This window comes from Achromobacter xylosoxidans, assembly GCF_001457475.1.
In the GTDB taxonomy this organism is placed as follows: Bacteria; Pseudomonadota; Gammaproteobacteria; order Burkholderiales; family Burkholderiaceae_B; genus Achromobacter; species Achromobacter xylosoxidans.
Genome location: NZ_LN831029.1, coordinates 387,622 through 409,828 on the forward strand (window position 1 = coordinate 387,622; position 22,207 = coordinate 409,828).

Consider the following 22,207-nt stretch of genomic DNA (forward strand, 5'->3'; position numbering starts at 1 on the left):
GGTGCGGCTCAGCCGACCAGGCGCGCCAGTTCGGCGCCCGGGTCCGGGGCGCGCATGAAGGCCTCGCCCACCAGGAAGGCATCGACCTTGTGTTCGCGCATGCGCCGGACGTCCTGCGGCGTGAGGATGCCGCTTTCGGTGACGACGCGCTTGCCGGCCGGGATGCGCGGCAACAGGTCCAGCGTGTTCTGCAGGCTGGTCTCGAAGGTGCGCAGGTTGCGGTTGTTGATGCCCAGCAGCGGCGTCTTGAGCGTCAGCGCCACGTCCAGTTCCTGGGCGTCATGCACTTCCACCAGCACGTCCATGCCGAGTTCCATCGCCAGCGTTTCCATCTCGCGCAATTGCGTCGGCGTCAACGCGGCCACGATCAGCAGCACGCAGTCGGCGCCCATCGCGCGGGCGGCGATGATCTGGTAGGGGTCGATCACGAAGTCCTTGCGCAGCACCGGCAGCGAGCACGCGGCGCGCGCCTGGCGCAGGTGGTCGTGCGAGCCCTGGAAGAACTGCACGTCGGTCAGCACCGACAGGCAGGCCGCGCCATGCACGGCATACGTGGAGGCGATTTCAGCGGGCTGAAAGGTCTCGCGCAACACGCCCTTGGACGGCGAGGCTTTCTTGATTTCGGCGATCACGCCGGCCTTGCCCTGGGAGATCTTGTCTTCGATGGCCTGGGCGAAGCCGCGCACGTCCTGGCGCGCCTGCGCCTCGCGCAGGACTTCGGCTTCGCTGCGCATCTGGCGGGCGGCGGCGACTTCCTCGACCTTGACGGCGAGGATCTTCGCGAGAATATCGTTCATTTCTGGAATTTCCGGGTATATGCGCAGAAATCTTCCAGCTTGGCTCGCGCCGCGCCGGTGGAAATCAGTTCAAATGCTAGCGCTAACGCTGCGGGAATGGAATCGGCTTTATTGCCTGCGTAGATGGCGAGGCCCGCATTGAGCGCGACGATGTCGCGGGCGGTGCCCTCGACATTGTCCAGCGCCTCTATGACAAGCTCGCGCGACTGTTCGCGATTGGACACCTTGATGCCGCGGTTGGACATCATGGATAGCCCGTAGTCCTCGGGGTGGATTTCGTACTCGCTGACCTTGCCGTCCTTGAGCTCGCCCACCATGGTGGCGCCGCCCAGCGAGGCTTCGTCCATGCCGTCCTTGCCATGCACCACCAGCACGTGGCGCGAGCCCAGGCGTTCCAGCACGCGCACCTGGATGCCGACCAGGTCGGGGTGGAACACGCCCATCAGCTGGTTGGCGGCGCCGGCCGGGTTGGTCAGCGGGCCGAGGATGTTGAAGATGGTGCGCACGGCCAGTTCCTTGCGCACCGCGGCCACGTTCTTCATGGCGCCGTGGTGCGCCGGCGCGAACATGAAGCCGATGCCGGTGGCCTGGATGCATTCCGCCACCTGTTCGGGGGTCAGCACCAGGTTGGCGCCCAGCGCTTCCAGCACGTCGGCGCTGCCGCTCGACGAGGACGCGCTGCGGTTGCCGTGCTTGGCGATCGGCACGCCGGCCGCCGCCGCCACGAACATGGCGGTGGTGGAGATGTTGAAGGTGTGGCTGCCGTCGCCGCCGGTGCCGCACATGTCCAGCAGGTCTTCGGGGTTGGGGGTGACCACCGGTGTGGCGAATTCGCGCATGACCTGCGCGGCCGCGGTGATTTCGCCGACCGTTTCCTTTTTCACGCGCAGGCCCATCAGCAGGGCGCTTGCGATCTGCGGCGACATTTCGCCGCGCATCAGCATGCGCATCAGGTGCAGCATTTCGTCGTGGAAAATTTCGCGGTGTTCGATACAGCGCGTCAGCGCTTCGGAGGGGGAGATCGTCACGGTGCGTCCTTCTTAGGCGAGGTTCAGGAAATTGCGCAGCAGGGCGTGGCCGTGTTCGCTGAGCACGGATTCGGGGTGGAACTGTACTCCGTACAGGGGCAGTGTCTTGTGGCGCACGCCCATGATGTCGCCGTCCGGCGCCGTGGCGGTCACGGCCAGGCACTCGGGCAGCGTCGCCGGGTCGATGGTCAGCGAGTTGTAGCGGATGACAGTGTACGGCGTCGGCAGGCCGGTGAAGATGTCCGTCCCGGTATGCGAGATGCGCACGGTCTTGCCGTGCATGATCTGCTGGGCGCGGACGATGTTGCCGCCATAGGCGGCGCCGATGGCCTGGTGGCCCAGGCACACGCCCAGGATCGGCTTCTTGCCGGCGAAGGCCTGGATGACGGGCACCGAGATGCCGGCCTCGGCCGGCGAGCACGGGCCGGGCGACACGCAGATGCGGTCGGGGTTGAGCGCGGCGATCTCTTCCAGGGTGATCTGGTCGTTGCGCGCCACGCGCACATCCTCGCCCAGTTCACCGAAGTACTGGACCAGGTTGTAGGTAAACGAGTCGTAGTTGTCGATCATCAACAGCATTTTTTTCTCCAGGCGGGCCGATTCGCGGCCCGGGGCGGTCATGGGGGGCGGCGGGCGTCTCAGATGGGCTCGTCCAGGCCGTGCTGGACCTGCTCGGCGGCGCGCAGCACGGCGCGGGCCTTGGCCTCGGTCTCGGCCCATTCGGCTTCGGGGTTGGAGTCGGCGACGATGCCGGCGGCGGCCTGCACGTACAGCGTGCCGTCCTTGATGACGCCGGTGCGGATGGCGATGGCCACGTCCATTTCGCCGCCGTAGCTGAGGTAGCCGGCCGCGCCGCCGTAGATGCCGCGGCGCACGGGCTCGAGCTCGTCGATGATCTTCATGGCCTCGACCTTGGGCGCGCCGGTCAGTGTGCCGGCCGGGAACGAGGCGCGCAGCACGTCCATGCTGCTCATGCCCGGGTTGAGGTTGCCGGTGACGTTGGACACCAGGTGCATGACGTGCGAATAGCGCTCGATCACCATGGTGTCGCTGACCTTGACCGACCCCACCTCGGCGACGCGGCCGACGTCGTTGCGGGCCAGGTCGATCAGCATCACGTGCTCGGCCACTTCCTTGGGGTCGGCCTTGAGCTCGGCGGCCAGGGCGGCGTCCTCCTCGGGCGTGGCGCCGCGCTTGCGGGTGCCGGCCAGCGGGCGGATGGTGACCTGCGACTTGGGCGCCCCGTCCACCACCACGCGCTCCTGGCGCACCAGGATCTCGGGCGAGGCGCCCACCACCTGGAAGTCACCGAAGTTCCAGAAGTACATGTAGGGGGAGGGATTGAGCGACCGCAGGGCGCGGTAGAGGGAGAGGGGGGAGTCGCGGAAGGGCTTGGCGATGACCTGGCCGATCTGCACCTGCATCAGGTCGCCGGCGGCGATGTGTTCCTTGGCGCGGTGCACGGCCGCCAGGTAGTCTTCCTTCTTGAAGTCACGCCGCTCTTCGGTCTGCATGCTGGCGTGGCTGTAGGGGATTTCCACCGGGCGTCGCAGGCGCGCGCGCAGGTCGTGCAGGCGCTGCTGGGCGCGGCTGTAGCTTTCGGGCTGGCCCGGATCGGCGTAGACCATCAGGTAGATGCGGCCTGCCAGGTTGTCGACGATGACCAGTTCGTCCACGTGCATCAGCATCAGGTCGGGCGTGCCGCCTTCCATGCCGGCGGGGAACGGCTTGACGGCGGGGCCCAGGCACGGTTCGATGTGGCGCACGGTGTCGTAGCCGAAGTAGCCGGCCAGGCCGCCGCAGAAGCGCGGCATGCCGGGGCGCAGGGCCACCTTGAAACGGGCCTGGTACTGCTCGATGAAGGCCAGCGGGTCGCCGTCGTGGGTTTCCACCACCTTGCCGTCGTGCAGCACCTCGGTGCGGGTGCCGCTGGCGCGGATCACGGTACGGGCCGGCAGGCCGATGAAGGAATAGCGGCCGAAGCGCTCGCCGCCCACCACCGATTCCATCAGGCAGGTCATGCGGCCGGCCTGCGGGCCGGCATGGGCCAGCTTCAGGTAGATGCCCAGCGGGGTGTCCAGGTCGGCGTAGGTCTCGGCCACCAGCGGGATGCGGTTGTAGCCTTGGGCGGCGAGGGCTTTGAATTCGATTTCGGTCATGGCGGGTCTCGTGGGCGATGGGTATCTGCTTGGGACCAGGCACACAACAAAAAGCCCGGTCCAGGTTACTGGTTCCGGGCTTGGCTCTGTGTTCTACACAGTATCGGCGCTGGGAGGCGGGGACGCGTCCAGGGCCGGGAAGGGAATCATCGCCACCCGGAAGACAAACGCCACCAGCGCCACGAGGCGCCGAGCATTTGGTTCTGGATGGAAACGTTCATCAGGTGATAGCGGTTCGATGTTCAAGTGTGCCGTCAAGGGCGCGGACCCCGGCTTCAGGCCTGGGCTTTCGCGGCGTTCTGGTTTTGATTCCAGAGCTCCACCCACTGGGCGGCGTTGACGAGCGTGTCCACTATACCATCGACATCGAGCTCGCGCACGTCACGGCCTTCGTTGTAACCATACGGCACCACCAGCACCTGGGTGCCGGCGCTGCGGCCGGCCTGGGCGTCGTTGATGGAATCGCCGATGGTGACGGCCTCGGCCACCGTCACGCCCAGCAGTTCGCAGGCGTGCAGCACCTGGTCGGGGTCGGGCTTGCGGCGCGAGCAGGTGTCGCCGCACACCACCGCGTCGAAAAACCCGGCCAGGCCGGTGCGTTGCAGCAGCGGCAGGGTGAATTCGGTGGGCTTGTTGGTGACCACGGCCAGTTTCAGGCCCTGCTCGCGCATGTGCTTGAGGCCCTCGATGACGCCCGGGTAGACCTGGGCGCGTTCGCCGTTGACCAGGTGGTAGTGGCGGTAGAAGGCCTCGCGCGCCCGGGCAAAGTCCTCGGGCGACGGGTCGGCGGCGTCCAGGCTGCCAGCCAGGCTGCGGCGCACCAGGTTGTCCACCCCCTTGCCGACGAAGGTGGCCACGACATCCTCGCGCAGCGCGATCATGCCGAGTTCCACGCGCATGGCGTTGGCCGCGAAGGCCAGGTCGGGGATGGAGTCGAGCAGGGTGCCGTCCAGGTCCAGCAGCGCGGCGCGAAAGGGAGTCATGGCGGGTATTCCTCAGACGGCGGTGGTTTCGCCGATGGCGATCTGCTCGCGCATGGACTTGATGATGCCGGGGTAGTCGGGCTTGCCGAAGATGGCCGAGCCGGCCACGAAGGTGTCGGCGCCGGCGCGGCGGATTTCGGCGATGTTGTCGATCTTCACGCCGCCGTCCACCTGCAGCACGATTTCGTGGCCGCCGGCCTGGGTCCAGGCGTCGATGCGGGCGCGGGCCTCGCGCAGCTTGGCCAGCGCGCCCGGGATGAAGCTCTGGCCGCCGAAGCCGGGGTTGACCGACATGATCAGCACCAGGTCGACCTTGTCCATGACGTGGTCCAGGTACGACAGGGGCGTGGCGGGGTTGAACACCAGGCCGGCCTTACAGCCGTTCTCGCGGATCAGCGACAGGGTGCGGTCGACGTGGCGGCTGGCTTCGGGGTGGAAGCTGATGTAGTTGGCGCCAGCCTTGGCGAACATCGGCACCAGGGCGTCCACCGGCTCCACCATCAGGTGCACGTCGATCGGCACGGAAACATGGGGACGGATCGCCGCGCAGACCATCGGGCCGATGGTCAGGTTGGGCACGTAGTGGTTGTCCATCACATCGAAATGGATCCAGTCGGCGCCGGCGGCGACGACGTCACGCACTTCCTCGCCCAGGCGGGCGAAGTCGGCGGACAGGATGCTGGGGGTGATGCGGGTGGTGGTAGACATGGCGTTCGGGGTGGGTGAAGGCATAATGTGCCATTATTGCAGCTTGCTCGTGCCACACAGGAAAGGACTGTGAAACCCTACGACCTGAGCGTCTCTGTCACTCCGCGCTTCGTGCCTGAACAGTCCGATCCCGGCGAACAGCAATACGTGTTCGCCTATACCGTGCGCATCACCAATACCGGGGAGCATCCGGCCCAGGTGATCAGCCGCCACTGGATTATCACCGATGGCAACCAGCGCGTGCAGGAAGTGCGCGGGCTGGGCGTCGTGGGCCAGCAGCCCCTGCTGGCGCCCGGCGAGACCTTCGAATACACCAGCGGCTGCCCCCTGCCCACGCCGGTCGGCACGATGCGCGGCACCTATCATTGCGTCGGCGAGAACGGCATTCCGTTCGAAGTGCCGATTTCCGAATTCGTCCTGGCCATGCCGCGCACCCTGCACTGACGCGGGGCGCGGCCATACGTTGTACGGTTTTCCATCTGCTCATGAAGCGCATTCTTAGCTTGTCCGTGCTGTCGGCCCTGCTGGCGGCATGTACCACCACCTCAGAGATCCCGCCCGAATCCGGTGAATCCGGCGTTTCCGGCGCCCGCCCCGCGGCCGTCGACGGTCCGCTGGTGGTGCCGGCGCTGTCGGCCCTGCCCGATACGCCGCCGCGCGCCCTGGCCGGCAAATACAAAGCCGGCACCTGGGCCGAGATGCCGGGCTGGAGCAGCGACGACCTGGCCCAGTTCTGGCCCCTGTTCCTGCGCAACTGCAAGGGGCTGATGCGCCCGACCAGCGGCAACCTGGCCGCGCCCGCCCGCGCCACCCCGCGCGCCTGGCAGCCCGTCTGTGCCGCCGCGGCCGATCCGGCCCGGGCGCCCGCCGCCAACGATCCCGAGGGCGTGCGCCGCTTCCTGCAGACCTACCTGCAACCCTGGCGCCTGAACGCGGCCGACGGCAAGCCGGCCGCCAATACCGTCACCGGCTATTACGAGCCGCTGGTGCGCGGCTCGCGCCGCCAGGGCGGCAACTACCAATGGCCGCTGTACGCGGTGCCGGCCGACCTGCTGACCATCGACCTGGGCTCGGTCTATCCGGAACTGGCCGGCAAGCGCGTGCGCGGCAAGCTCGACGGCAAGCGCGTGGTGCCCTACGACACCCGCGCGGCCATCGAGTCGACCGGCCGCCGCCCGCCGGTGGTGGTGTGGGTCGACGACCCGGTCGACAACTTCTTCCTGCAGGTGCAGGGCTCGGGCCGCGTGCTGCTGACCGACGGCCCCGACAGCGGCAAGACCATCCGGGTGGCCTACGCCGACCACAACGGCCAGCCCTACGTGTCCATCGGCCGCTGGCTGGCGGACCGCGGCGAGCTGTCGGCCGACCAGGCCTCGATGCAGAACATCCGCGCGTGGGCGCAGCGCAATCCCAAGCGCGTGCCCGAGATGCTCAACGCCAACCCGGCCGTGGTGTTCTTCCGCGAAGAGCCGGTGATCGATCCCGAGCTCGGCCCCAAGGGCGCCTATGGCGTCAACCTGGCCCCGCGGCGGGCGATCGCGGTGGATGCCGGTTTCGTGCCGCTGGGCACGCCGGTGTTCCTGGCCACCACCTTCCCGGCCTCCGACCGGCCGTTGCAACGCCTGGTGTTCGCCCAGGACACCGGCACCGCCATCCGCGGCGCGGCGCGCGCAGACTTCTACTGGGGCTACGGCGACGAGGCCGGCCAGCAGGCCGGGCGCATGAAGCAACGCGGCCAGATGTGGCTGCTGTGGCCGAAGCAGGCCGGGGAGCCGAGCGCAAGATGACACACCAGATCGTGGTTTGCGGGGCCGGCATCGTCGGCCTGTCCTCGGCCCTGGCGCTGGCCCGCCGCGGCCAGCGCGTGGCTCTGCTGGCGCCGCGCACGACCGTGCCACCGGCCGATCCCAACCATTACCACGCGCGCGTCTACGCCATCTCGCCCGCCAGCCAGCGTTTCCTGGCCGAGCTGGGCGTGTGGGACGCGATGCCGTCCGCGCGGCTGACGCCGGTGCAGGCCATGGAGATCCATGGCGACGCCGACGGCCTGGTGCACCTGAACGCCTGGCAGGCGGCCCTGCCGCAACTGGCCTGGATCGTCGAGTCCGGCGAGATCGAGCGGGTGCTGATCCAGGCGGTGCGCATGTTCGGCATCCCCTGGTTGGAAGACCGCTGCACCGGCTACCAGGCCGGCGCCATCGAAACCGAGAGCGGCGCCCGCATCCAGGCCGAGCTGTTCGTCGGCGCCGACGGCGCCGCGTCGCCGCTGCGCACCGCCGCCGGCCTCAAGCATGACGCCGTTTCCTACAACGACACCGGGCTGGTGGTGAACCTGGACGCCGAGCGCGCCCACCAGGGCACCGCCTTCCAGTGGTTCCGCGACGACGGCGTGCTGGCGCTGCTGCCGCTGCCGGACACGGCCGACGGCCCGCAGGTATCGATGGTCTGGTCGATGCGCGACGCGCAGGCGCGGGAATTGCTGGCCTTGCCCGCGGATGCGCAGGCGGCCCGCCTGGAATCGCTGTTGGAACATGCGGCCCAGGGCCGCCTGGGACGCCTGAAGGTGCGCAGCAAGCTGCATGGCTTTCCGCTGACGCTGGAGCGTGCCCAGATGGTGGCGCCCGGCATCGCGCTGGCCGGCGACGCCGCCCACCGCCTGCACCCGCTGGCCGGGCAGGGCCTGAACCTGGGGCTGGGCGACGTCGAGGCGCTGGCCCGCACCGTGGCCGGACGCGAACCCTACCGCCAGGCGGGCGACCTGCGGGTGCTGCATCGCTACCAGCGCGCCCGCGCCGAGCCGGTGCTGGCCTTGCGGCTGGCCACCGACGGGCTGCACAAGCTGTTCGGTTCGCATGCCACGCCGCTGGTGTGGTTGCGCAATGCCGGCATGCATTGGGTCGAGCGGGTCCCGCTGGTCAAGCGGCGCCTGATCGCCGGGGCCTCGACGAACTGAATCGCACCGGCCCGCGCCGGTCGATGCACCGACGCCGCCGGCCCGGCACGGAACCCGCAGGGCGCCGGGGGGTCTGATTCCGGCAAGCCCCCGGCCAGCCCCTTTCGTCGGATCGGTTACGCTTTCGGCCAACGAGGGCGATACGTCACGCTAAATACAGGAGTCCCCATGAATTTCCGTTTTTCCGCCACGCTGGCCGCCTGCTTCATGGCCGCGGGCCTGGGCCTGTCCGCCAGCGCTCAAGCGCAGGCAACGGGCGACAAGGCCGTTTCCACCAGCACGGTCGGCCAGGCGGGCAAGGGCAGCAAGAGCTATTCCACCACCCAGGTGGCGCCCGCCGATCCCGTGGCGGATGCGGTCAAGGAACGTTTCAGGCAGCGCTTCACCGGCATGGACGTGACCGCCGTGCGCCGCACGCCCTACGGGCTGTTCGAGGTGCAATTGGGCATGGACCTGATCTACACCGATGAAAAAGTGACCTGGGTGATGGAAGGTCCGCTGATCGACGCCATGACGCGCCGCGACGTCACCCGCGAGGCGCAGGAAAAGCTCGGTTCCATCCCGTTCGACCAGTTGCCGCTGGACCTGGCCATCAAGCAGGTCAAGGGCGACGGCTCGCGCAAGGTCGCGATCTTCGAGGACCCCAACTGCGGTTACTGCAAGCAGTTGCGCAAGACGCTCGAAGACGTCGACAACATCACCGTCTACACCTTCCTGTACCCGATCCTGTCGCCCGACTCCAACGTCAAGGTGCGTGACGTCTGGTGCTCGGCGGACCCGGGCAAGGCGTGGGACGACTGGATGCTGCGCGGCCAGAAGCCGGCCACCGCCAATTGCAGCGTGCCCGAGGACAAGTTGCTGGCGCTGGGCAAGCAACTGATGGTGCGCGGCACGCCCACGATGTTCTTCGCCGACGGCTCGCGCACCAGCGGCGCGTTGCCGCTGGACCAACTCAAGGCACGACTGAACTGACCGGCGCGGGTCGCGCCGGCCGGGCGGCTGGCGCAGCGAGCGCCACGCCACCCGGAGACTAACTTGAAAATCGCAATACTCGACGATTACCACGACGTCGCCAAGCGCTACGCGGACTGGGGATCCCTCGGCGGCGACGCCGAAGTGCGGATCTTCAACAACTTCATTCCCGACGAGCAGGTCGAGGCCACGCTCGCACCGTTCGAGGTGATCGTGGCCATGCGCGAACGCACGCCGTTCCCCGCCGGCCGCATCCGCGCGCTGCCGAACCTGCGCCTGCTGGTCACCACCGGCATGCGCAACAACGCCATCGACATGCAGGCCTGCGCCGCGCAGGGCATCGTGGTCAGCGGCGCGCCCGGCAGCGCCGACGCCAACACCGCCACCGCCGAACTGGCCTGGGCCCACATCCTGGGGCTGTTCAAGCACCTGCCCGCCGAAGACGCCGCCATGCGTCGGGGCATGTGGCAGACCGGCATGCCCGAGCCCCTGGCCGGCAAGCGGCTGGGCGTGCTGGGACTGGGCAAGCTGGGCGCGGCGGTGGCCAAGGTGGGCCTGGCGTTCGGCATGGACGTGGTGGCCTGGAGCCCCAACCTGACCGACGAGCGCGCCGCCGAGGCGGGCGTCACACGGGTCGACAAGCACGAGTTGTTCGCGACGTCCGACGTCGTCAGCCTGCACCTGATCCTGTCCGATCGCAGCCGCCACATCGTCGACGCCGCGGCGCTGGCCGCGATGAAGCCGACGGCCTATCTGGTGAACACCTCGCGCGCCGGCCTGGTGGACCAGGCGGCGCTGATGGACGCGCTGGTGAAGTTCCGCATCGCCGGCGCCGGGCTGGACGTGTTTCCCGACGAGCCGCTGTCGCCCACCGACAGCGTGCGCGACCTGGACAACGTCATCCTGACGCCGCACCTGGGCTACGTCAGCCGCGAGAACTTCGAGGCCTTCTACCGCAACGCGCTGGAGGCCGTGAAGGCCTGGCGCGATGGCCAGCCGGTGCGGGTGCTGAACGGCTGAGCGCCAGGGGGGAGGCCCCCACGCCGCGCCTTCGGCTTGCTGCCCCCCAAGGGGGCGTTTTCATCTTGAGGCGGCTCGGCGATGAAAAAGGGCCCCCACGCCGCGCCTTCGGCTTGCTGCCCCCCAAGGGGGCGTTTTCATCTTGAGGCGGCTCGGCGATGAAAAGGGCCCCCACGCCGCGCGCGGACGGGGCGGCGCTCAGCCGCGCGTGAAGGTCACTTTCTTCTCGACGATGCCGGCCGCGTCGGGCGTGGCGGGCGTGTCGCCACAGGCCTCGTCCGCGTCATCCGACGGATCGACCGCGTCAAAGGCGGTGTCGCCGTTGGCGTCCGGCACGCCGGTCGGCTTGAGGCCGACGAAGTCGAACAGGTCGCGGTCCATCAGGTGCGACGGCACCACGCGCGACAGGGCGTTGAAGACGTTCCACGAGCGGCCCGGGTGCTGCCTGTCCCATTCCTTGATCATGCGGCCGACTTCCTTGCGCTTCAGGTTTTCCTGGGAGCCGCACAGGTTGCAGGGAATGATCGGGAACTGCTTGAGTTCGGCGTAGGCGATCAGGTCGGTTTCCGGCACGTAGGCGAGCGGGCGGATGACCGTGTGGCGGCCGTCGTCGGACACCAGCTTGGGCGGCATGCCCTTGGCCTTGCCGCCGTAGAACAGGTTCAGGAAGAAGGTGCCCAGGATGTCGTCGCGGTGGTGGCCGAGCGCGATCTTGGTGGCGCCCAGTTCCGAGGCCACGCGGTACAGGATGCCGCGGCGCAGGCGCGAACAGAGCGAGCACATCGTCTTGCCCTCTTCGAGCACGCGGGTGACGATCGAATAGGTGTCCTGCGTCTCGATGTGGAACTTCACGCCCAGCTCGGTCAGGTAGCGCGGCAGGATGTCGGCCGGGAAGCCGGGCTGCTTCTGGTCGAGGTTGACCGCGACCAGCTCGAACGGGAACGGCGCGCGCTTTTGCAGCTGGAGCAGAATGTCCAGCATGGCGTACGAGTCCTTGCCGCCCGACAGGCACACCATGACGCGGTCGCCCGACTCGATCATGTTGTAGTCGGAAATGGCGCGGGTGGTCTCGCGCGCCAGGCGCTTGGTGAGCTTGTTGCCTTCGTGGCGGGCCTTCTTGTCGTCGGGGCCGGCCACGGAGACGGCGCCGGTCGGCGCCACCGCATCAATGGAGTCCGCCACGGCGCGGGTGTCGGGGGAGGCGATATCGTTCATGGTCAACGCGAGATCTGGATTTCCACGCCCACCGCCGCACAGTCGGAGAAGGCCATGGGCTTGCTGATGCGCAGGCGCAGCGAGCGGATTTCATGGAAGTCGGCCAACAGGCGCGCGGCGACTTGTTCCACCAGGGTTTCGATCAGGTTCACGTGCGCCTGGGTGCATTCCTCGACGATGGCCTCGCGCAGGCGGCGATAGTCCAGCACGCTGTGGATATCGTGGTCGTCGACCGCGCGCTGGATGTCGACGTCGAACTCGGCGTCGACGTGCAGCGGCTGGGTGGCGCGGCGTTCGTGTTCGAGGATGCCGATGCGGGCGTCGAGCGCGAGCCCGGAAAGGATGATGCGGCGTGTGGGCATGATGAAAACCTGGATGGAATCCCGGAATTGTAAGGCGGCGGCGGACCGGGCCGGCGCGCTGGCTACAATCCGGCCATGGCCGGGCGCCCGCGCGGGGGCGGCGACGGCAAACAAGGGATGAAATGCAACAGATGCACGATGCGGTCATTGTAGGGGGCGGCCCGGCCGGCGCCTCCTGCGCCCTCTGGCTGGCCCGGCTGGGCCTGGCGCCGCTGCTGGTCGAGGCCAGCGGCCGCCTGGGCGGCCTGAGCGTGGACAACCCCTTCGCCGACGACTGGATCGCGGTGTTGCCCGGCATGACCGGCCAGCAGGTGGCCGCCAATATCGATACCAGCGTGCGCGCCGCCGGCGTGCCGCTGCGCCTGGACACCCGCGTGACGGCGGTGCGGCCCTGCAAGGGCGGCATCGAGGCGACCCTGGTCGACGCAAATGGGGACGTATCGCAGACGCGCGGCCGCACCCTGGTGATCGCCTCGGGCGTGCGCGCCAAGGGCTTCCCGGAACATCCGCCGGGCGCCAGCTGGCCCGGCGTGTTGATCGGGCCGGGTTCGCCCATCGTGGCGCAGGATTACTCCGGCCTGTCGGTGGCGGTGCTGGGCGGGGGCGACAACGCCTTCGAAAACTACGTCTACGTGCGCAACCGCGGCGCCCGCGCCGTGCACCTGTACGCCCGCAGCGTGCGGGCGCAGCAGCAATGGGTGCTGCGCGCCGGCAAGGAAGGCGTGCGCATCGGCCCGTACCAGGTGGATCCGGCCACCCGCAGCGTGGACGGCCAGCGCTACGACCTGATCCTGGTGTTCTACGGCTGGGAGCCGCAGGCCGCGTTCGCCGACAGCCTGCAACTGGCGCGCGACGAGCGCGGCTACATCCGCACCGATTTCGCCACCGCCGAGACCAGCGTGCCGGACATCTACGCCATCGGCGAGGTGGCCCATCGCATGCATCCCTGCGTGGTCACGTCGATGGCGGACGGCGTGGTGGCGGCCAAGGCGATCCAGCGGCGCTGGGAGCGGGCGGGGGAGTAGCTTCGCGTTCCCCCGGCCCTTGCTGGCCAGCCCTCGGTCCCCGGCGCGTTTCGTCCCCGGCACCGACCTGTCTTTTCTTCAGCGCGACAGCAGGAAGCCCAGCACCGCCTCGCGGAATTCATCGGGCCGCTCGATGTTGGACAGGTGCACGGCGTCCAGCAGCAGCCATTGCGCGCCCGGCACGGTCGCGGCGATCTGCTCGCCATGGCTGGCGGCGGTGACGGTGTCGTCGCGGCCCGCGATCACCAGCGTCGGTCGCGGGATCAGCGCAATGGCGCGGCGCAGGTCGGTGTCGCGCACGGCCGCGAACGCGCCCGCCAGGCCCTGCCGGTCGGTATTGAGCAGCATGTCGCGGAAGGTGTCGATCACCGGCCCGCCGGCGCGCAGCATCTCGGCCGGGAACCAGTTCGCCAGAAACGTCTCGGCGGTGTCCTTCATGTCCGGCGCCCGCAGCGTGGTGGCGATACGCTCGTCCCATTACGGCGCGGGGCCGAGATAGGGCGACGTGTTGGCCAGGATCAGGCGGTCGATGCGTTCTGGCGCATGCACGCCCAGCCATTGGCCCATGATGCCGCCCAGCGACAGGCCGAGGAAGTGGGCCCGCGCCACGCCCAGCGCGTCGAACAGTTCGAGCACGTCGCGGCCGAGTCGGTCCAGCGAGTAGGGGCCTGTCGGCACGCTGGAAGCACCGTGGCCGCGGGTGTCGAAGCGCAGTACACGGAAGTGGCGCGCGAGCGCCGGCGCCAGGTCGTCCCACATGTGCAGCGTGGTGCCGATGGAATTGGACAAGGCCAGCACCGGCAGACCGGCGTCGCCGTCCCAGCGGTAGGCGATGCGGGCGCCGTCGCCCGTGGTGATGAAGGGAATGTCGTCTTGCATGATGAGCGTCCTGTGTGAGGGAGAGGGCCCCGGGGCGGATGTCGCGCTCATCTGCCGGGCCGGCTACGTTGGAACAACGTGAACGGGATCGTAGTTGCGGCCAGGCGCCAAAGAAATTACAAAGTTCGCACAGACATTGTAGGAATTTCCGACATGAGCGAATTTACCTTGCACGACCTGCAGTGCTTTGACGCGGTGGTGCGCGAGGGCGGCTTCCAGGCGGCGGCGGAAACACTGCATCGCTCGCATCCCGCGGTCTTCGCGGCGGTCGCCAAGCTGGAGCGCCAGCTCGACCTGCAACTGCTCGACCGGGGCGGCTACAGGGTGAAGGCGACCCCGGCGGGCCAATCGTTTCATCGGCGCGCCCAGGCCTTGCTGCGCGAACTGGCCGGCCTGCGCGCGCATGCCGAGCAGTTGTCCATGGGCCAGGAAAGCGAACTGAACGTGGTGATCGGCGACTTCTGCCCGCGCCCGCTGCTGCTGGGCCTGTTGGGAAAGTTCTTTGCGCAGTGGCCGGCCACGCGACTGAACCTGCATTTCGAAGCCGTGACCGGGCCTTGGGAACGATTGCTGGAAGGCGATGCCGACCTGATTCTGCATCGTATGGAAGCGGGAGACGCGCGCGTCGAATGGCTCGACCTGGGCAGGGTGCCGTTCGTGCCCGTTGCCGCGCCCGGCTACCTGGCGCCGGCCAGGCGCGCCCTGCGGCCCGAGGACCTGCGCGACTACACCCAGTGCGTGATGCGCGACACCGCCCGCCATGCGCCGGCGCGCGACTTCTTCATGATCGAGGGGGCGCGCCAGTGCACGGTCGCGGACCAGGTGATGAAGAAAGAAATCATTCTGCAAGGACTGGCATGGGGGCACATGCCGCGCTTCCTGGTGGAAGACGAATTGAGAGACGGCCGCCTGCTGTCTCTGGCCAATCGCCATCTGCCCGGCAGCGTCGAGGCGCTGGCGGCCGGTCGGCGTGCCGACCGGCCGCAGGGGCCGGTCATGACGGGCTTATGGCAGGCGTTGCGTCGGCATGCGCCGGTGATACGTCAAACGGTCTCATCCGCGCGCAAGCGCAATCAGTGAGGTCGCTTGCCAGCGCGCGCCATCCGCGGCCGCAAAGCCGCGCCCGCTAAGGGAAAATACGCATGGCACGAGGCCGTGCGCTTCTTCAGAATGCCTTCCAGACGCAAGATCGTCTTCCAATTTTCGCCGACTGCCAGTGTTGCCAGTCAGGCGTAGGGCAAAAGGGCCCGAGCCGGAATTTCCGGCTCGGGCCTTTTCGTTTTCCGTTTGCACATCGTCTTCTTTCGAATGGCGCAATGACGCGTCGTGGGCGGAGCCTTGCCCGGAGAAACGTGCATGACGGTCGGACGGTTGTCGTCGTGATGTGGCTGCCTCTGGTGGCCGCCCAATCCCGGGCGGCCAGGCCGCAGGCTTGCCTTCGCAAACGCACAGGAGCGTATCGATGAGCGCATACAACCGCCGCCGCTTTTTGCAGCACAGTGGTTCCATGGTCCTGCTGGGCGCCACGTCGGGGATGGCCGCATTGCCCCGCGCCGCGTTCGCGCAGGACGCCACCGTGAAACTCGGCCTGCTGCATTCCCTGTCCGGCACCATCGCCATCGCCGAGGCGTCGCTGGTGGACGCCGAGAAACTGGCCATCGTGGAGATCAACGCCGCGGGCGGCGTGATGGGCCGCAAGATCGAGCCGGTGGTCGAGGACGGCGCCAGCGAGAACGCCGTGTTCGCCGAGAAGGCCCGTAAGCTGCTGGACCGCGACAAGGTCGCGGCCATCGTCGGCTGCTACACCTCGGCCTCGCGCAAGGCGCTGCTGCCGGTGCTGGCGCGCAGCAAGGGCCTGCTTTACTACCCGACCTACTACGAAGGGCAGGAGCAGGACGCGCGCGTGTTCTATCCGTCGCAGGAAGCCACGCAGTCGGTGATCGCGGCGGTCGAGTGGATGGCGCGCGAGAAGGGCAAGACCTTCTTCCTGGTGGGCTCGGACTACATCTATCCGCGCACCTGCAACAAGATCGCCAAGCCGGCCATCGCGCACATGGGCGCCAAGGTGGTGGGCGAGGAATACGCGCCGCTCGGCCACACCGAGTTCTCGTCCATCATCAACAAGATCAAGGCCGCCAAGCCGGAATGCATCTACAGCACGGTGGTGGGTGGCTCCAACGTGGCCTTCTACAAGCAGTTGCGCGCGGCCGGGCTGGACGGCACGCGGGTGGTGCTGCTGTCCACCGTGGTGTCCGAGAACGAGATCGAGGGCATCGGCAAGGACAACGCCGCCGGCTACTACGCCTGCATGGGCTATTTCCAGAGCCTGAAGAATCCGGCCAACGAGAAATTCGTCAAGGCCTTCAAGGCCAGGTACGGGCAGGACCGCGTCATCGGCGATCCGATGGAGGTGGCCTACAACAGCGTCTACCTGTGGAAGCTGGGCGTGGAGAAGGCCGGCTCGTTCGATCCCGACAAGGTCATCGCGGCCTCGGCCGGCCTGACGCTGGAGGCGCCCGAGGGCACGGTGCGGGTGCACGAGAAGAACCACCACGTGTGGAAGAAGGTGCGGGTCGGCCGCGCCCGGCCCGACGGCCAGTTCGACGTGGTGTGGGAATCGGCCGACCTGATCGAACCCAATCCCTTTCCCAAGCTGTAAACGGACCCGCCCGGCCCTGGCGGCGTCGTCGCCGGGGCTTGCCATGCGACATGGAACGCGATCATGAACATCGACATCGCCGCAATGCAGCTATTCAACGGCATCAGCCTGTTCAGCATCCTCCTGCTGATGGCCATAGGCCTGGCCGTGGTGTTCGGCCTGATGGGCGTCATCAACATGGCGCACGGCGAGCTGATGGCCATGGGCGCCTACACCACCTACCTGGTGTCGGTGGCGTTCCAGCACTGGGCGCCGGGGTGGATGGACGTGTACCTGTTCGTAGCGATTCCGTTGGCGTTCCTGGTGACCTCGGCGTTCGGCTACCTGCTGGAACGCGGCTTCATCCGCTGGTTCTACAACCGGCCGCTGGATACGTTGCTGGCGACCTGGGGCCTGAGCCTGATCCTGCAGCAGGCCTACCGCTCGATCTTCGGCGCGCAGGAGGTCAGCGTGCCGCTGGCGTCGTGGCTGAGCGGCGCCTGGGAGCCGACGCCCGACCTGCAGTTCCCGCTGAACCGCATCTTCATCCTGGGACTGACGCTGCTGGTGGCGCTGGGGGTCTATCTGCTGCTGTACCGCAGCGCCTGGGGGCTGCGGGTACGCGCGGTGACGCAGAACCGCGCCATGGCGGGGGCCGTCGGCATCAACACGCGGCGGGTCGACGCGCTGACGTTCGCGTTGGGCTCGGGCCTGGCGGGCATCGCCGGCTGCGTCTTCACCATGATCGGCTCGACCAATCCCGGCACCGGCCAGCTGTACATCGTCGACTCGTTCATCGTGGTGGTGTTCGGCGGCGTGCAGAGCCTGCTGGGCACGGCGTTCTCCGGCCTGGCGATCGCGCAGTCGCAGACCACGCTGGAATACCTGATGAGCGGCTCGATGGCCAAGGTCACCATCCTGGTGCTGGTGATCGCGGTGCTGTATTTCCGCCCCAACGGGCTGTTCGCCACCAAGACGCGAGGATGACGCGATGAAGGCATTGCACCGCAGGACCGAAGAGATCGCGCTGGCGCTGGTGGCGCTATTGATCCTGGCCGTGTTGCCGCTGGCGCTGGACCCGTTCCGGCTCAACCTGGTCGGTAAATACATGGCGTTCGCCTTCGTCGCCATCGGCATCGTGCTGACCTGGGGCTACAGCGGGGTGCTGAGCCTGGGGCAGGGCATCTTCTTCGGCCTGGGCGGCTACATGATGGCCATGTTCCTGAAGCTGGAGGCGTCCGCGCCCGACCTGCCCGATTTCATGGTGTGGAGCAGCGTCGACAGCCTGCCGGTCTGGTGGCTGCCGTTCCATTCGCTGGGCTGGACGCTGCTGCTGATCGTGGCCTTGCCGGGCCTTGCCGCCTACCTGTTCTCGCTGGCGATCTTCCGCAAGCGGGTCAGCGGCGTGTACTTCGCCATCGTGACCCTGGCGCTGGCGATGACGCTGACGGTGCTGATCATCGGCCAGCAGGGCGACACGGGCGGGGCCAACGGCATCACCGATTTCCGCACGCTGCTGGGCTGGGACATCGTCGGCGACGACGGCAAGCTGGCGCTGTACCTGATCGAGGCGGCCGCGCTGACGCTGGCCATGCTGGCGGCGCTGGCGATCGTGCGCAGTCGGCTCGGCAAGATTCTCATCGCCATCCGCGACCGCGAGGACCGCGTGCGCTTCTCGGGCTACGACACGGCGCACGTGAAAGCCTGCGTGTTCTGCGTGGCGGCGGTGCTGTCGTCCATCGGCGGCGCGTTCTTCACCTTGCAGGTGGGGCTGATCTCGCCGGGGGCCATCGGCGTGGTGGCGTCGATCGAGATGGTGATCTATGCCGCGGTCGGCGGCCGGCTGTCGATCCCGGGCGCGGTGGTCGGCGCGCTGCTGATCGGCTTTCTCAAATCCTATCTGTCCGAGACCTTTCCCGAGATCTGGCTGTACTTCCTGGGCGCCATCTTCATCGTGGTGGTGGTGGCGATGCCCAACGGCCTGGCCGGGGTGGTCAGCCAGTTGCAGGCGCGCCGCACCGCCGGAGGTGCGCGATGAGCACCGCCCTGGATATGACGGAGTCGCCCGCCATGGACATGCGCATCGACCGCCCCAGCGCCGGCGCCATCCTGAGCGTCGAGGACCTGACCGTGTCATTCGACGGCTTTCGCGCCGTCGACGGCCTGAGCCTGAGCGTGGCGCAGGACGAGCTGCGCGTCATCATCGGCCCCAATGGCGCGGGCAAGACCACCCTGCTGGACATCATCTGCGGCAAGACGCGGCCGTCCGCCGGCCGCGTCATGTTCGAAGGCCGCGACCTGGTGCGCATGGCCGAGTTCGACATCGTGCGCGCCGGCGTTGGCCGCAAGTTCCAGACGCCGTCGGTGTACGAGGACCTGACGGTGCTGGAGAACTTCGAGATTTCGCTGCCGAACGCGCATGGCGTTATCCGCTCGCTGCGTTTTCGGCGCAGCGGCGAGGTGCGCGCCCGCATCGAGGCGATGGCGGCACAGGTGTTCCTGGCCGACCGGCTGTTGGAAAAGGCCGGTCGCCTGAGCCACGGCCAGAAGCAGTGGCTGGAGATCGGCATGCTGCTGATGCAGGCGCCGCGCCTGCTGCTGCTGGACGAACCGGTGGCCGGCATGAGCCCGCGCGAGCGCGAACAGACCGCCGAGCTGCTGGCGCGCATCGCGCGCGGCAAGTCGGTGGTGGTGATCGAGCACGACATGGATTTCGTCAAGCGCATCGCCCACAAGGTCACCGTGCTGCACCAGGGCCGCCTGCTGAGCGAGGGCAGCGTGGCCGAGGTGCAGGCCGATCCGCGCGTGCTCGACGTGTACCTCGGCCATTGACAGGGAGAACTCCGTGTTCCGCATCGACAAACTGAATGTGAGCTATGGCGAGTCGCACGTCATCCATGACGTGAGCTTCGAGGTGGCGCCGGGCGAATCGGTGGCCATCATGGGCCGCAACGGCATGGGCAAGACCACCTTGCTCAAGGCGCTGATCGGCATGCTGCGCTCCGGTTCGGGCAGCATCCGGCTCGACGACGCCGAGTTGGCGGGGATGGAGAGCTACCAGCGGGTGCGCAACGGCCTGGCCTTCGTGCCGCAGGGGCGCATGATCTTCCCGTTCCTGACCGTCGAACAGAACATCATGGCCGGCGCCGAGCGCAGCGGGCTGAAGGCGGTGCCGGACTACCTGTACCGCTTCTTCCCGGTGCTGCAGGAGATGCGCCGGCGCAAGGGCGGCAACCTGTCGGGCGGGCAGCAGCAGCAGCTGGCGATCGCCCGCGCGCTGATCTCCAACCCGCGGGTGCTGATCCTGGACGAGCCCACCGAGGGCATCCAGCCTTCCATCATCAAGGACATCGCGCGGGCGCTGAACGCGCTGCGCGAGGAGCGCGGCTTCGCCATCGTCGTCTCCGAACAGATGCTGGGTTTCGCGCTGGACCTGGCCGATCGCTTCCTGGTGATCGACCGGGGCCGCATCGTGCACGAGGCCGGCCGGGCCGGCGTGGACCAGGACAAGATCAGGTCTTTCCTGACGGTATGACCGTCAACCAACGAGGAGCATTGTCATGAGACACGGAGATATCTCCAGCAGCAACGATTGCGTGGGCGTGGCCGTCGTGAACTACAAGATGCCGCGCCTGCACACCAAGGCCGAGGTGATGGACAACGCCCGCAAGATCGCCGACATGGTGGTGGGCATGAAGCGCGGCCTGCCCGGCATGGACCTGGTCATCTTCCCCGAGTACTCGACCCACGGCATCATGTACGACGCCAAGGAGATGTACGACACCGCCGCGGCCATTCCGGGCGAGGAGACCGCGGTGTTCGCCGAGGCCTGCCGCCGCGCCAACGTCTGGGGCGTGTTCTCGCTGACCGGCGAGCGCCACGAGGAACATCCCAACAAGGCGCCCTACAACACGCTGATCCTGATGAACAACCAGGGCGAGATCGTGCAGAAGTACCGCAAGATCATGCCGTGGGTGCCGATCGAGGGCTGGTATCCGGGCGATTGCACCTACGTGTCCGAAGGCCCCAAGGGCCTGAAGATCAGCCTCATCATCTGCGACGACGGCAACTATCCGGAGATCTGGCGCGACTGCGCCATGCGCGGGGCCGAACTGATCGTGCGCTGCCAGGGCTACATGTATCCGGCCAAGGACCAGCAGGTGATGGTGTCCAAGGCCATGGCGTGGATGAACAACGTCTACGTGGCGGTGGCCAACGCGGCGGGGTTCGACGGCGTCTATTCCTATTTCGGCCACTCCGCCATCATCGGCTTCGACGGCCGCACGCTGGGCGAATGCGGCGAAGAGGAAATGGGCATCCAGTACGCCGAGCTGTCGACCAGCCTGATCCGCGACGCGCGCAAGAACATGCAGTCGCAGAACCACCTGTTCAAGCTGGTGCACCGCGGCTACACCGGCAAGATCAACTCCGGCGAGGAAGCCACCGGCGTCGCCGCCTGCCCCTACAACTTCTACGCCAACTGGATCAACGACCCGGAGGGCACGCGCAAGCAGGTCGAGTCGTTCACGCGCTCGACCGTGGGCACGCCGGAATGCCCGATGGACGGCATTCCCAACGAGGCGCCGCAGCACCGCTAGTTCCCTTTCGTTCTCCAGGTCCGGCCGCGCGCCGGCCGGACCGCTGCACAGGATCCGCACCGTGGCCGCTCCGCTCGACTCCTACCGGATTGCGCAAGAACCGTACTACCGCCCCAGCGGCCGCGAGGCCGAGCTGTACGCGCATGCCTATGCGCACCGGCTGCCGCTGATCCTGAAAGGCCCCACCGGCTGCGGCAAGACGCGCTTCGTGGAATACATGGCCTGGAAGCTCGGCCGGCCGCTGGTGACGCTGGCCTGCAATGAGGACATGACCGCCTCCGACCTGGTCGGCCGCTACCTGCTGGACGCCGACGGCACCGCCTGGCACGACGGCCCGCTGACGCTGGCGGTGCGCCACGGCGGCATCTGCTACCTGGATGAAGTGGTCGAGGCGCGTCAGGACACCACGGTGGTGATCCACCCGCTGACCGACGCGCGCCGCATCCTGCCGCTGGACAAGAAGGGCGAGGTGGTCCACGCGCATCCCGATTTCCAGCTGGTGGTGTCGTACAACCCCGGCTACCAGAGCAGCGCCAAGGATCTCAAGCCGTCCACGCGCCAGCGCTTCGTCGCGCTGGACTTCGACTATCCCGATGCCGAGCACGAAGCCGCCATCGTGGCGCACGAGGCCGGCATCGACGCCGGCCTGGCGCGCCAGCTGGTGCGCATCGCCCACGGCTCGCGTGAACTCAAGCACCATGGCCTGGACGAAGGCGTGTCGACCCGCATGCTGATTTATGCCGGTGTGCTGATCCGCGATGGCGTCAGTCCGGCCGAGAGCTGCGACATGACCATGACGCGCGCCCTGACCGATGATCCCGACATGGCGGCGGCGTTGCGGGCGCTGATCGACGCCAACCTGGAATGACG

General features: G+C 67.9%; 22 protein-coding genes and 1 pseudogene. 14 read left to right on the forward strand and 9 right to left on the reverse strand.

All coding sequences use genetic code 11. The features are described from left to right. Window positions 1-8: 8 nt before the first annotated feature. From trpC to rpe, 6 genes are all read right to left on the reverse strand, one after another. Entirely contained in the window at window positions 9-797 is a 789-nt protein-coding gene (gene trpC / locus AT699_RS01805; protein ID WP_020925475.1) for an indole-3-glycerol phosphate synthase TrpC, read from the reverse strand. Next, window positions 794-1,825: an anthranilate phosphoribosyltransferase gene (gene trpD, locus AT699_RS01810; protein ID WP_006386729.1), complete on the reverse strand. Its 1,032-nt coding sequence runs from the start codon at window positions 1,823-1,825 to the stop codon at window positions 794-796. The genes trpC and trpD overlap by 4 nt, the downstream gene beginning before the upstream one ends. Before the next feature lie 12 nt (window positions 1,826-1,837). Continuing rightward, complete coding sequence (locus tag AT699_RS01815; RefSeq protein WP_006392505.1) at window positions 1,838-2,404, reverse strand: aminodeoxychorismate/anthranilate synthase component II; 567 nt, start codon at window positions 2,402-2,404, stop codon at window positions 1,838-1,840. A gap of 59 nt (window positions 2,405-2,463) precedes the next feature. After that, window positions 2,464-3,984 (reverse strand): anthranilate synthase component I, encoded by a 1,521-nt coding sequence (gene trpE / locus AT699_RS01820; RefSeq protein WP_024067527.1) that lies wholly within the window; start codon window positions 3,982-3,984, stop codon window positions 2,464-2,466. A gap of 275 nt (window positions 3,985-4,259) precedes the next feature. After that, window positions 4,260-4,967 carry a phosphoglycolate phosphatase gene (locus tag AT699_RS01825; RefSeq protein ID WP_006386732.1) on the reverse strand — a complete coding sequence of 236 codons (708 nt, stop codon included), beginning with the start codon at window positions 4,965-4,967 and terminating at the stop codon, window positions 4,260-4,262. A gap of 12 nt (window positions 4,968-4,979) precedes the next feature. Next, window positions 4,980-5,699 carry a ribulose-phosphate 3-epimerase gene (gene rpe, locus AT699_RS01830; protein ID WP_006386733.1) on the reverse strand — a complete coding sequence of 240 codons (720 nt, stop codon included), beginning with the start codon at window positions 5,697-5,699 and terminating at the stop codon, window positions 4,980-4,982. A 45-nt stretch (window positions 5,700-5,744) separates the two neighbouring features. On the opposite strand from rpe, the gene apaG reads away from it, so the two are divergent. The 5 genes from apaG (at window position 5,745) to AT699_RS01855 (ending at window position 10,620) form a co-directional block, all read left to right on the forward strand. Continuing rightward, on the forward strand, window positions 5,745-6,119 hold the full coding sequence (apaG, locus tag AT699_RS01835) for a Co2+/Mg2+ efflux protein ApaG (RefSeq protein WP_006386734.1): 375 nt from the start codon (window positions 5,745-5,747) through the stop codon (window positions 6,117-6,119). A 41-nt stretch (window positions 6,120-6,160) separates the two neighbouring features. After that, window positions 6,161-7,462: a murein transglycosylase A gene (gene mltA / locus AT699_RS01840; RefSeq protein WP_020925472.1), complete on the forward strand. Its 1,302-nt coding sequence runs from the start codon at window positions 6,161-6,163 to the stop codon at window positions 7,460-7,462. Continuing rightward, the gene (locus AT699_RS01845) at window positions 7,459-8,628 is read left to right on the forward strand and encodes a UbiH/UbiF family hydroxylase (RefSeq protein WP_006386736.1); all 1,170 of its coding nucleotides are present in this window, start codon (window positions 7,459-7,461) and stop codon (window positions 8,626-8,628) included. Before mltA ends, AT699_RS01845 begins: the two co-directional genes overlap by 4 nt. A gap of 207 nt (window positions 8,629-8,835) precedes the next feature. Beyond that, the gene (locus tag AT699_RS01850) at window positions 8,836-9,600 is read left to right on the forward strand and encodes a DsbC family protein (RefSeq protein ID WP_370445593.1); all 765 of its coding nucleotides are present in this window, start codon (window positions 8,836-8,838) and stop codon (window positions 9,598-9,600) included. Between the two features lie 63 nt (window positions 9,601-9,663). Continuing rightward, on the forward strand, window positions 9,664-10,620 hold the full coding sequence (locus AT699_RS01855) for a D-2-hydroxyacid dehydrogenase family protein (RefSeq protein WP_006386738.1): 957 nt from the start codon (window positions 9,664-9,666) through the stop codon (window positions 10,618-10,620). A 198-nt stretch (window positions 10,621-10,818) separates the two neighbouring features. On the opposite strand, the gene ttcA is transcribed toward AT699_RS01855, so the two are convergent. Together ttcA and folB are read right to left on the reverse strand one after the other, a co-directional pair. Then, window positions 10,819-11,835 carry a tRNA 2-thiocytidine(32) synthetase TtcA gene (gene ttcA / locus AT699_RS01860; RefSeq protein WP_058207208.1) on the reverse strand — a complete coding sequence of 339 codons (1,017 nt, stop codon included), beginning with the start codon at window positions 11,833-11,835 and terminating at the stop codon, window positions 10,819-10,821. Between the two features lie 2 nt (window positions 11,836-11,837). Then, window positions 11,838-12,197 (reverse strand): dihydroneopterin aldolase, encoded by a 360-nt coding sequence (gene folB, locus AT699_RS01865; RefSeq protein WP_006386740.1) that lies wholly within the window; start codon window positions 12,195-12,197, stop codon window positions 11,838-11,840. A 122-nt stretch (window positions 12,198-12,319) separates the two neighbouring features. Between folB and AT699_RS01870 the strand changes: the two genes are divergently transcribed. Beyond that, window positions 12,320-13,222 (forward strand): NAD(P)/FAD-dependent oxidoreductase, encoded by a 903-nt coding sequence (locus AT699_RS01870; protein ID WP_006386741.1) that lies wholly within the window; start codon window positions 12,320-12,322, stop codon window positions 13,220-13,222. 78 nt (window positions 13,223-13,300) lie between these two features. On the opposite strand, the pseudogene pcaD reads toward AT699_RS01870, so the two are convergent. Further along, window positions 13,301-14,101 (reverse strand): annotated as a pseudogene (pcaD, locus tag AT699_RS01875) (3-oxoadipate enol-lactonase). Between the two features lie 153 nt (window positions 14,102-14,254). Here pcaD and AT699_RS01880 point away from each other — a divergent pair. The 8 genes from AT699_RS01880 (at window position 14,255) to AT699_RS01915 (ending at window position 22,205) form a co-directional block, all read left to right on the forward strand. Further along, entirely contained in the window at window positions 14,255-15,181 is a 927-nt protein-coding gene (locus tag AT699_RS01880; RefSeq protein ID WP_006386743.1) for a LysR family transcriptional regulator, read from the forward strand. A 382-nt stretch (window positions 15,182-15,563) separates the two neighbouring features. Next, window positions 15,564-16,760, forward strand: a complete 1,197-nt coding sequence (gene urtA / locus AT699_RS01885) for an urea ABC transporter substrate-binding protein (protein ID WP_024067531.1) — start codon at window positions 15,564-15,566, stop codon at window positions 16,758-16,760. Between the two features lie 63 nt (window positions 16,761-16,823). After that, the gene (gene urtB / locus AT699_RS01890; RefSeq protein ID WP_006386745.1) at window positions 16,824-17,726 is read left to right on the forward strand and encodes an urea ABC transporter permease subunit UrtB; all 903 of its coding nucleotides are present in this window, start codon (window positions 16,824-16,826) and stop codon (window positions 17,724-17,726) included. A 4-nt stretch (window positions 17,727-17,730) separates the two neighbouring features. Beyond that, a complete protein-coding gene (gene urtC, locus AT699_RS01895) occupies window positions 17,731-18,777 on the forward strand; it encodes an urea ABC transporter permease subunit UrtC (protein WP_006386746.1) in 1,047 nt (348 codons plus the stop codon). Window positions 18,778-18,809: 32 nt separating this feature from the next. Further along, window positions 18,810-19,571, forward strand: a complete 762-nt coding sequence (gene urtD / locus AT699_RS01900) for an urea ABC transporter ATP-binding protein UrtD (protein ID WP_006386747.1) — start codon at window positions 18,810-18,812, stop codon at window positions 19,569-19,571. Window positions 19,572-19,584: 13 nt separating this feature from the next. Beyond that, on the forward strand, window positions 19,585-20,274 hold the full coding sequence (gene urtE, locus AT699_RS01905) for an urea ABC transporter ATP-binding subunit UrtE (protein ID WP_024067533.1): 690 nt from the start codon (window positions 19,585-19,587) through the stop codon (window positions 20,272-20,274). Between the two features lie 25 nt (window positions 20,275-20,299). After that, window positions 20,300-21,337: an aliphatic amidase gene (locus AT699_RS01910; protein ID WP_024067534.1), complete on the forward strand. Its 1,038-nt coding sequence runs from the start codon at window positions 20,300-20,302 to the stop codon at window positions 21,335-21,337. A 61-nt stretch (window positions 21,338-21,398) separates the two neighbouring features. Beyond that, the gene (locus AT699_RS01915) at window positions 21,399-22,205 is read left to right on the forward strand and encodes a CbbQ/NirQ/NorQ/GpvN family protein (protein WP_024067535.1); all 807 of its coding nucleotides are present in this window, start codon (window positions 21,399-21,401) and stop codon (window positions 22,203-22,205) included. Window positions 22,206-22,207: the final 2 nt, after the last annotated feature.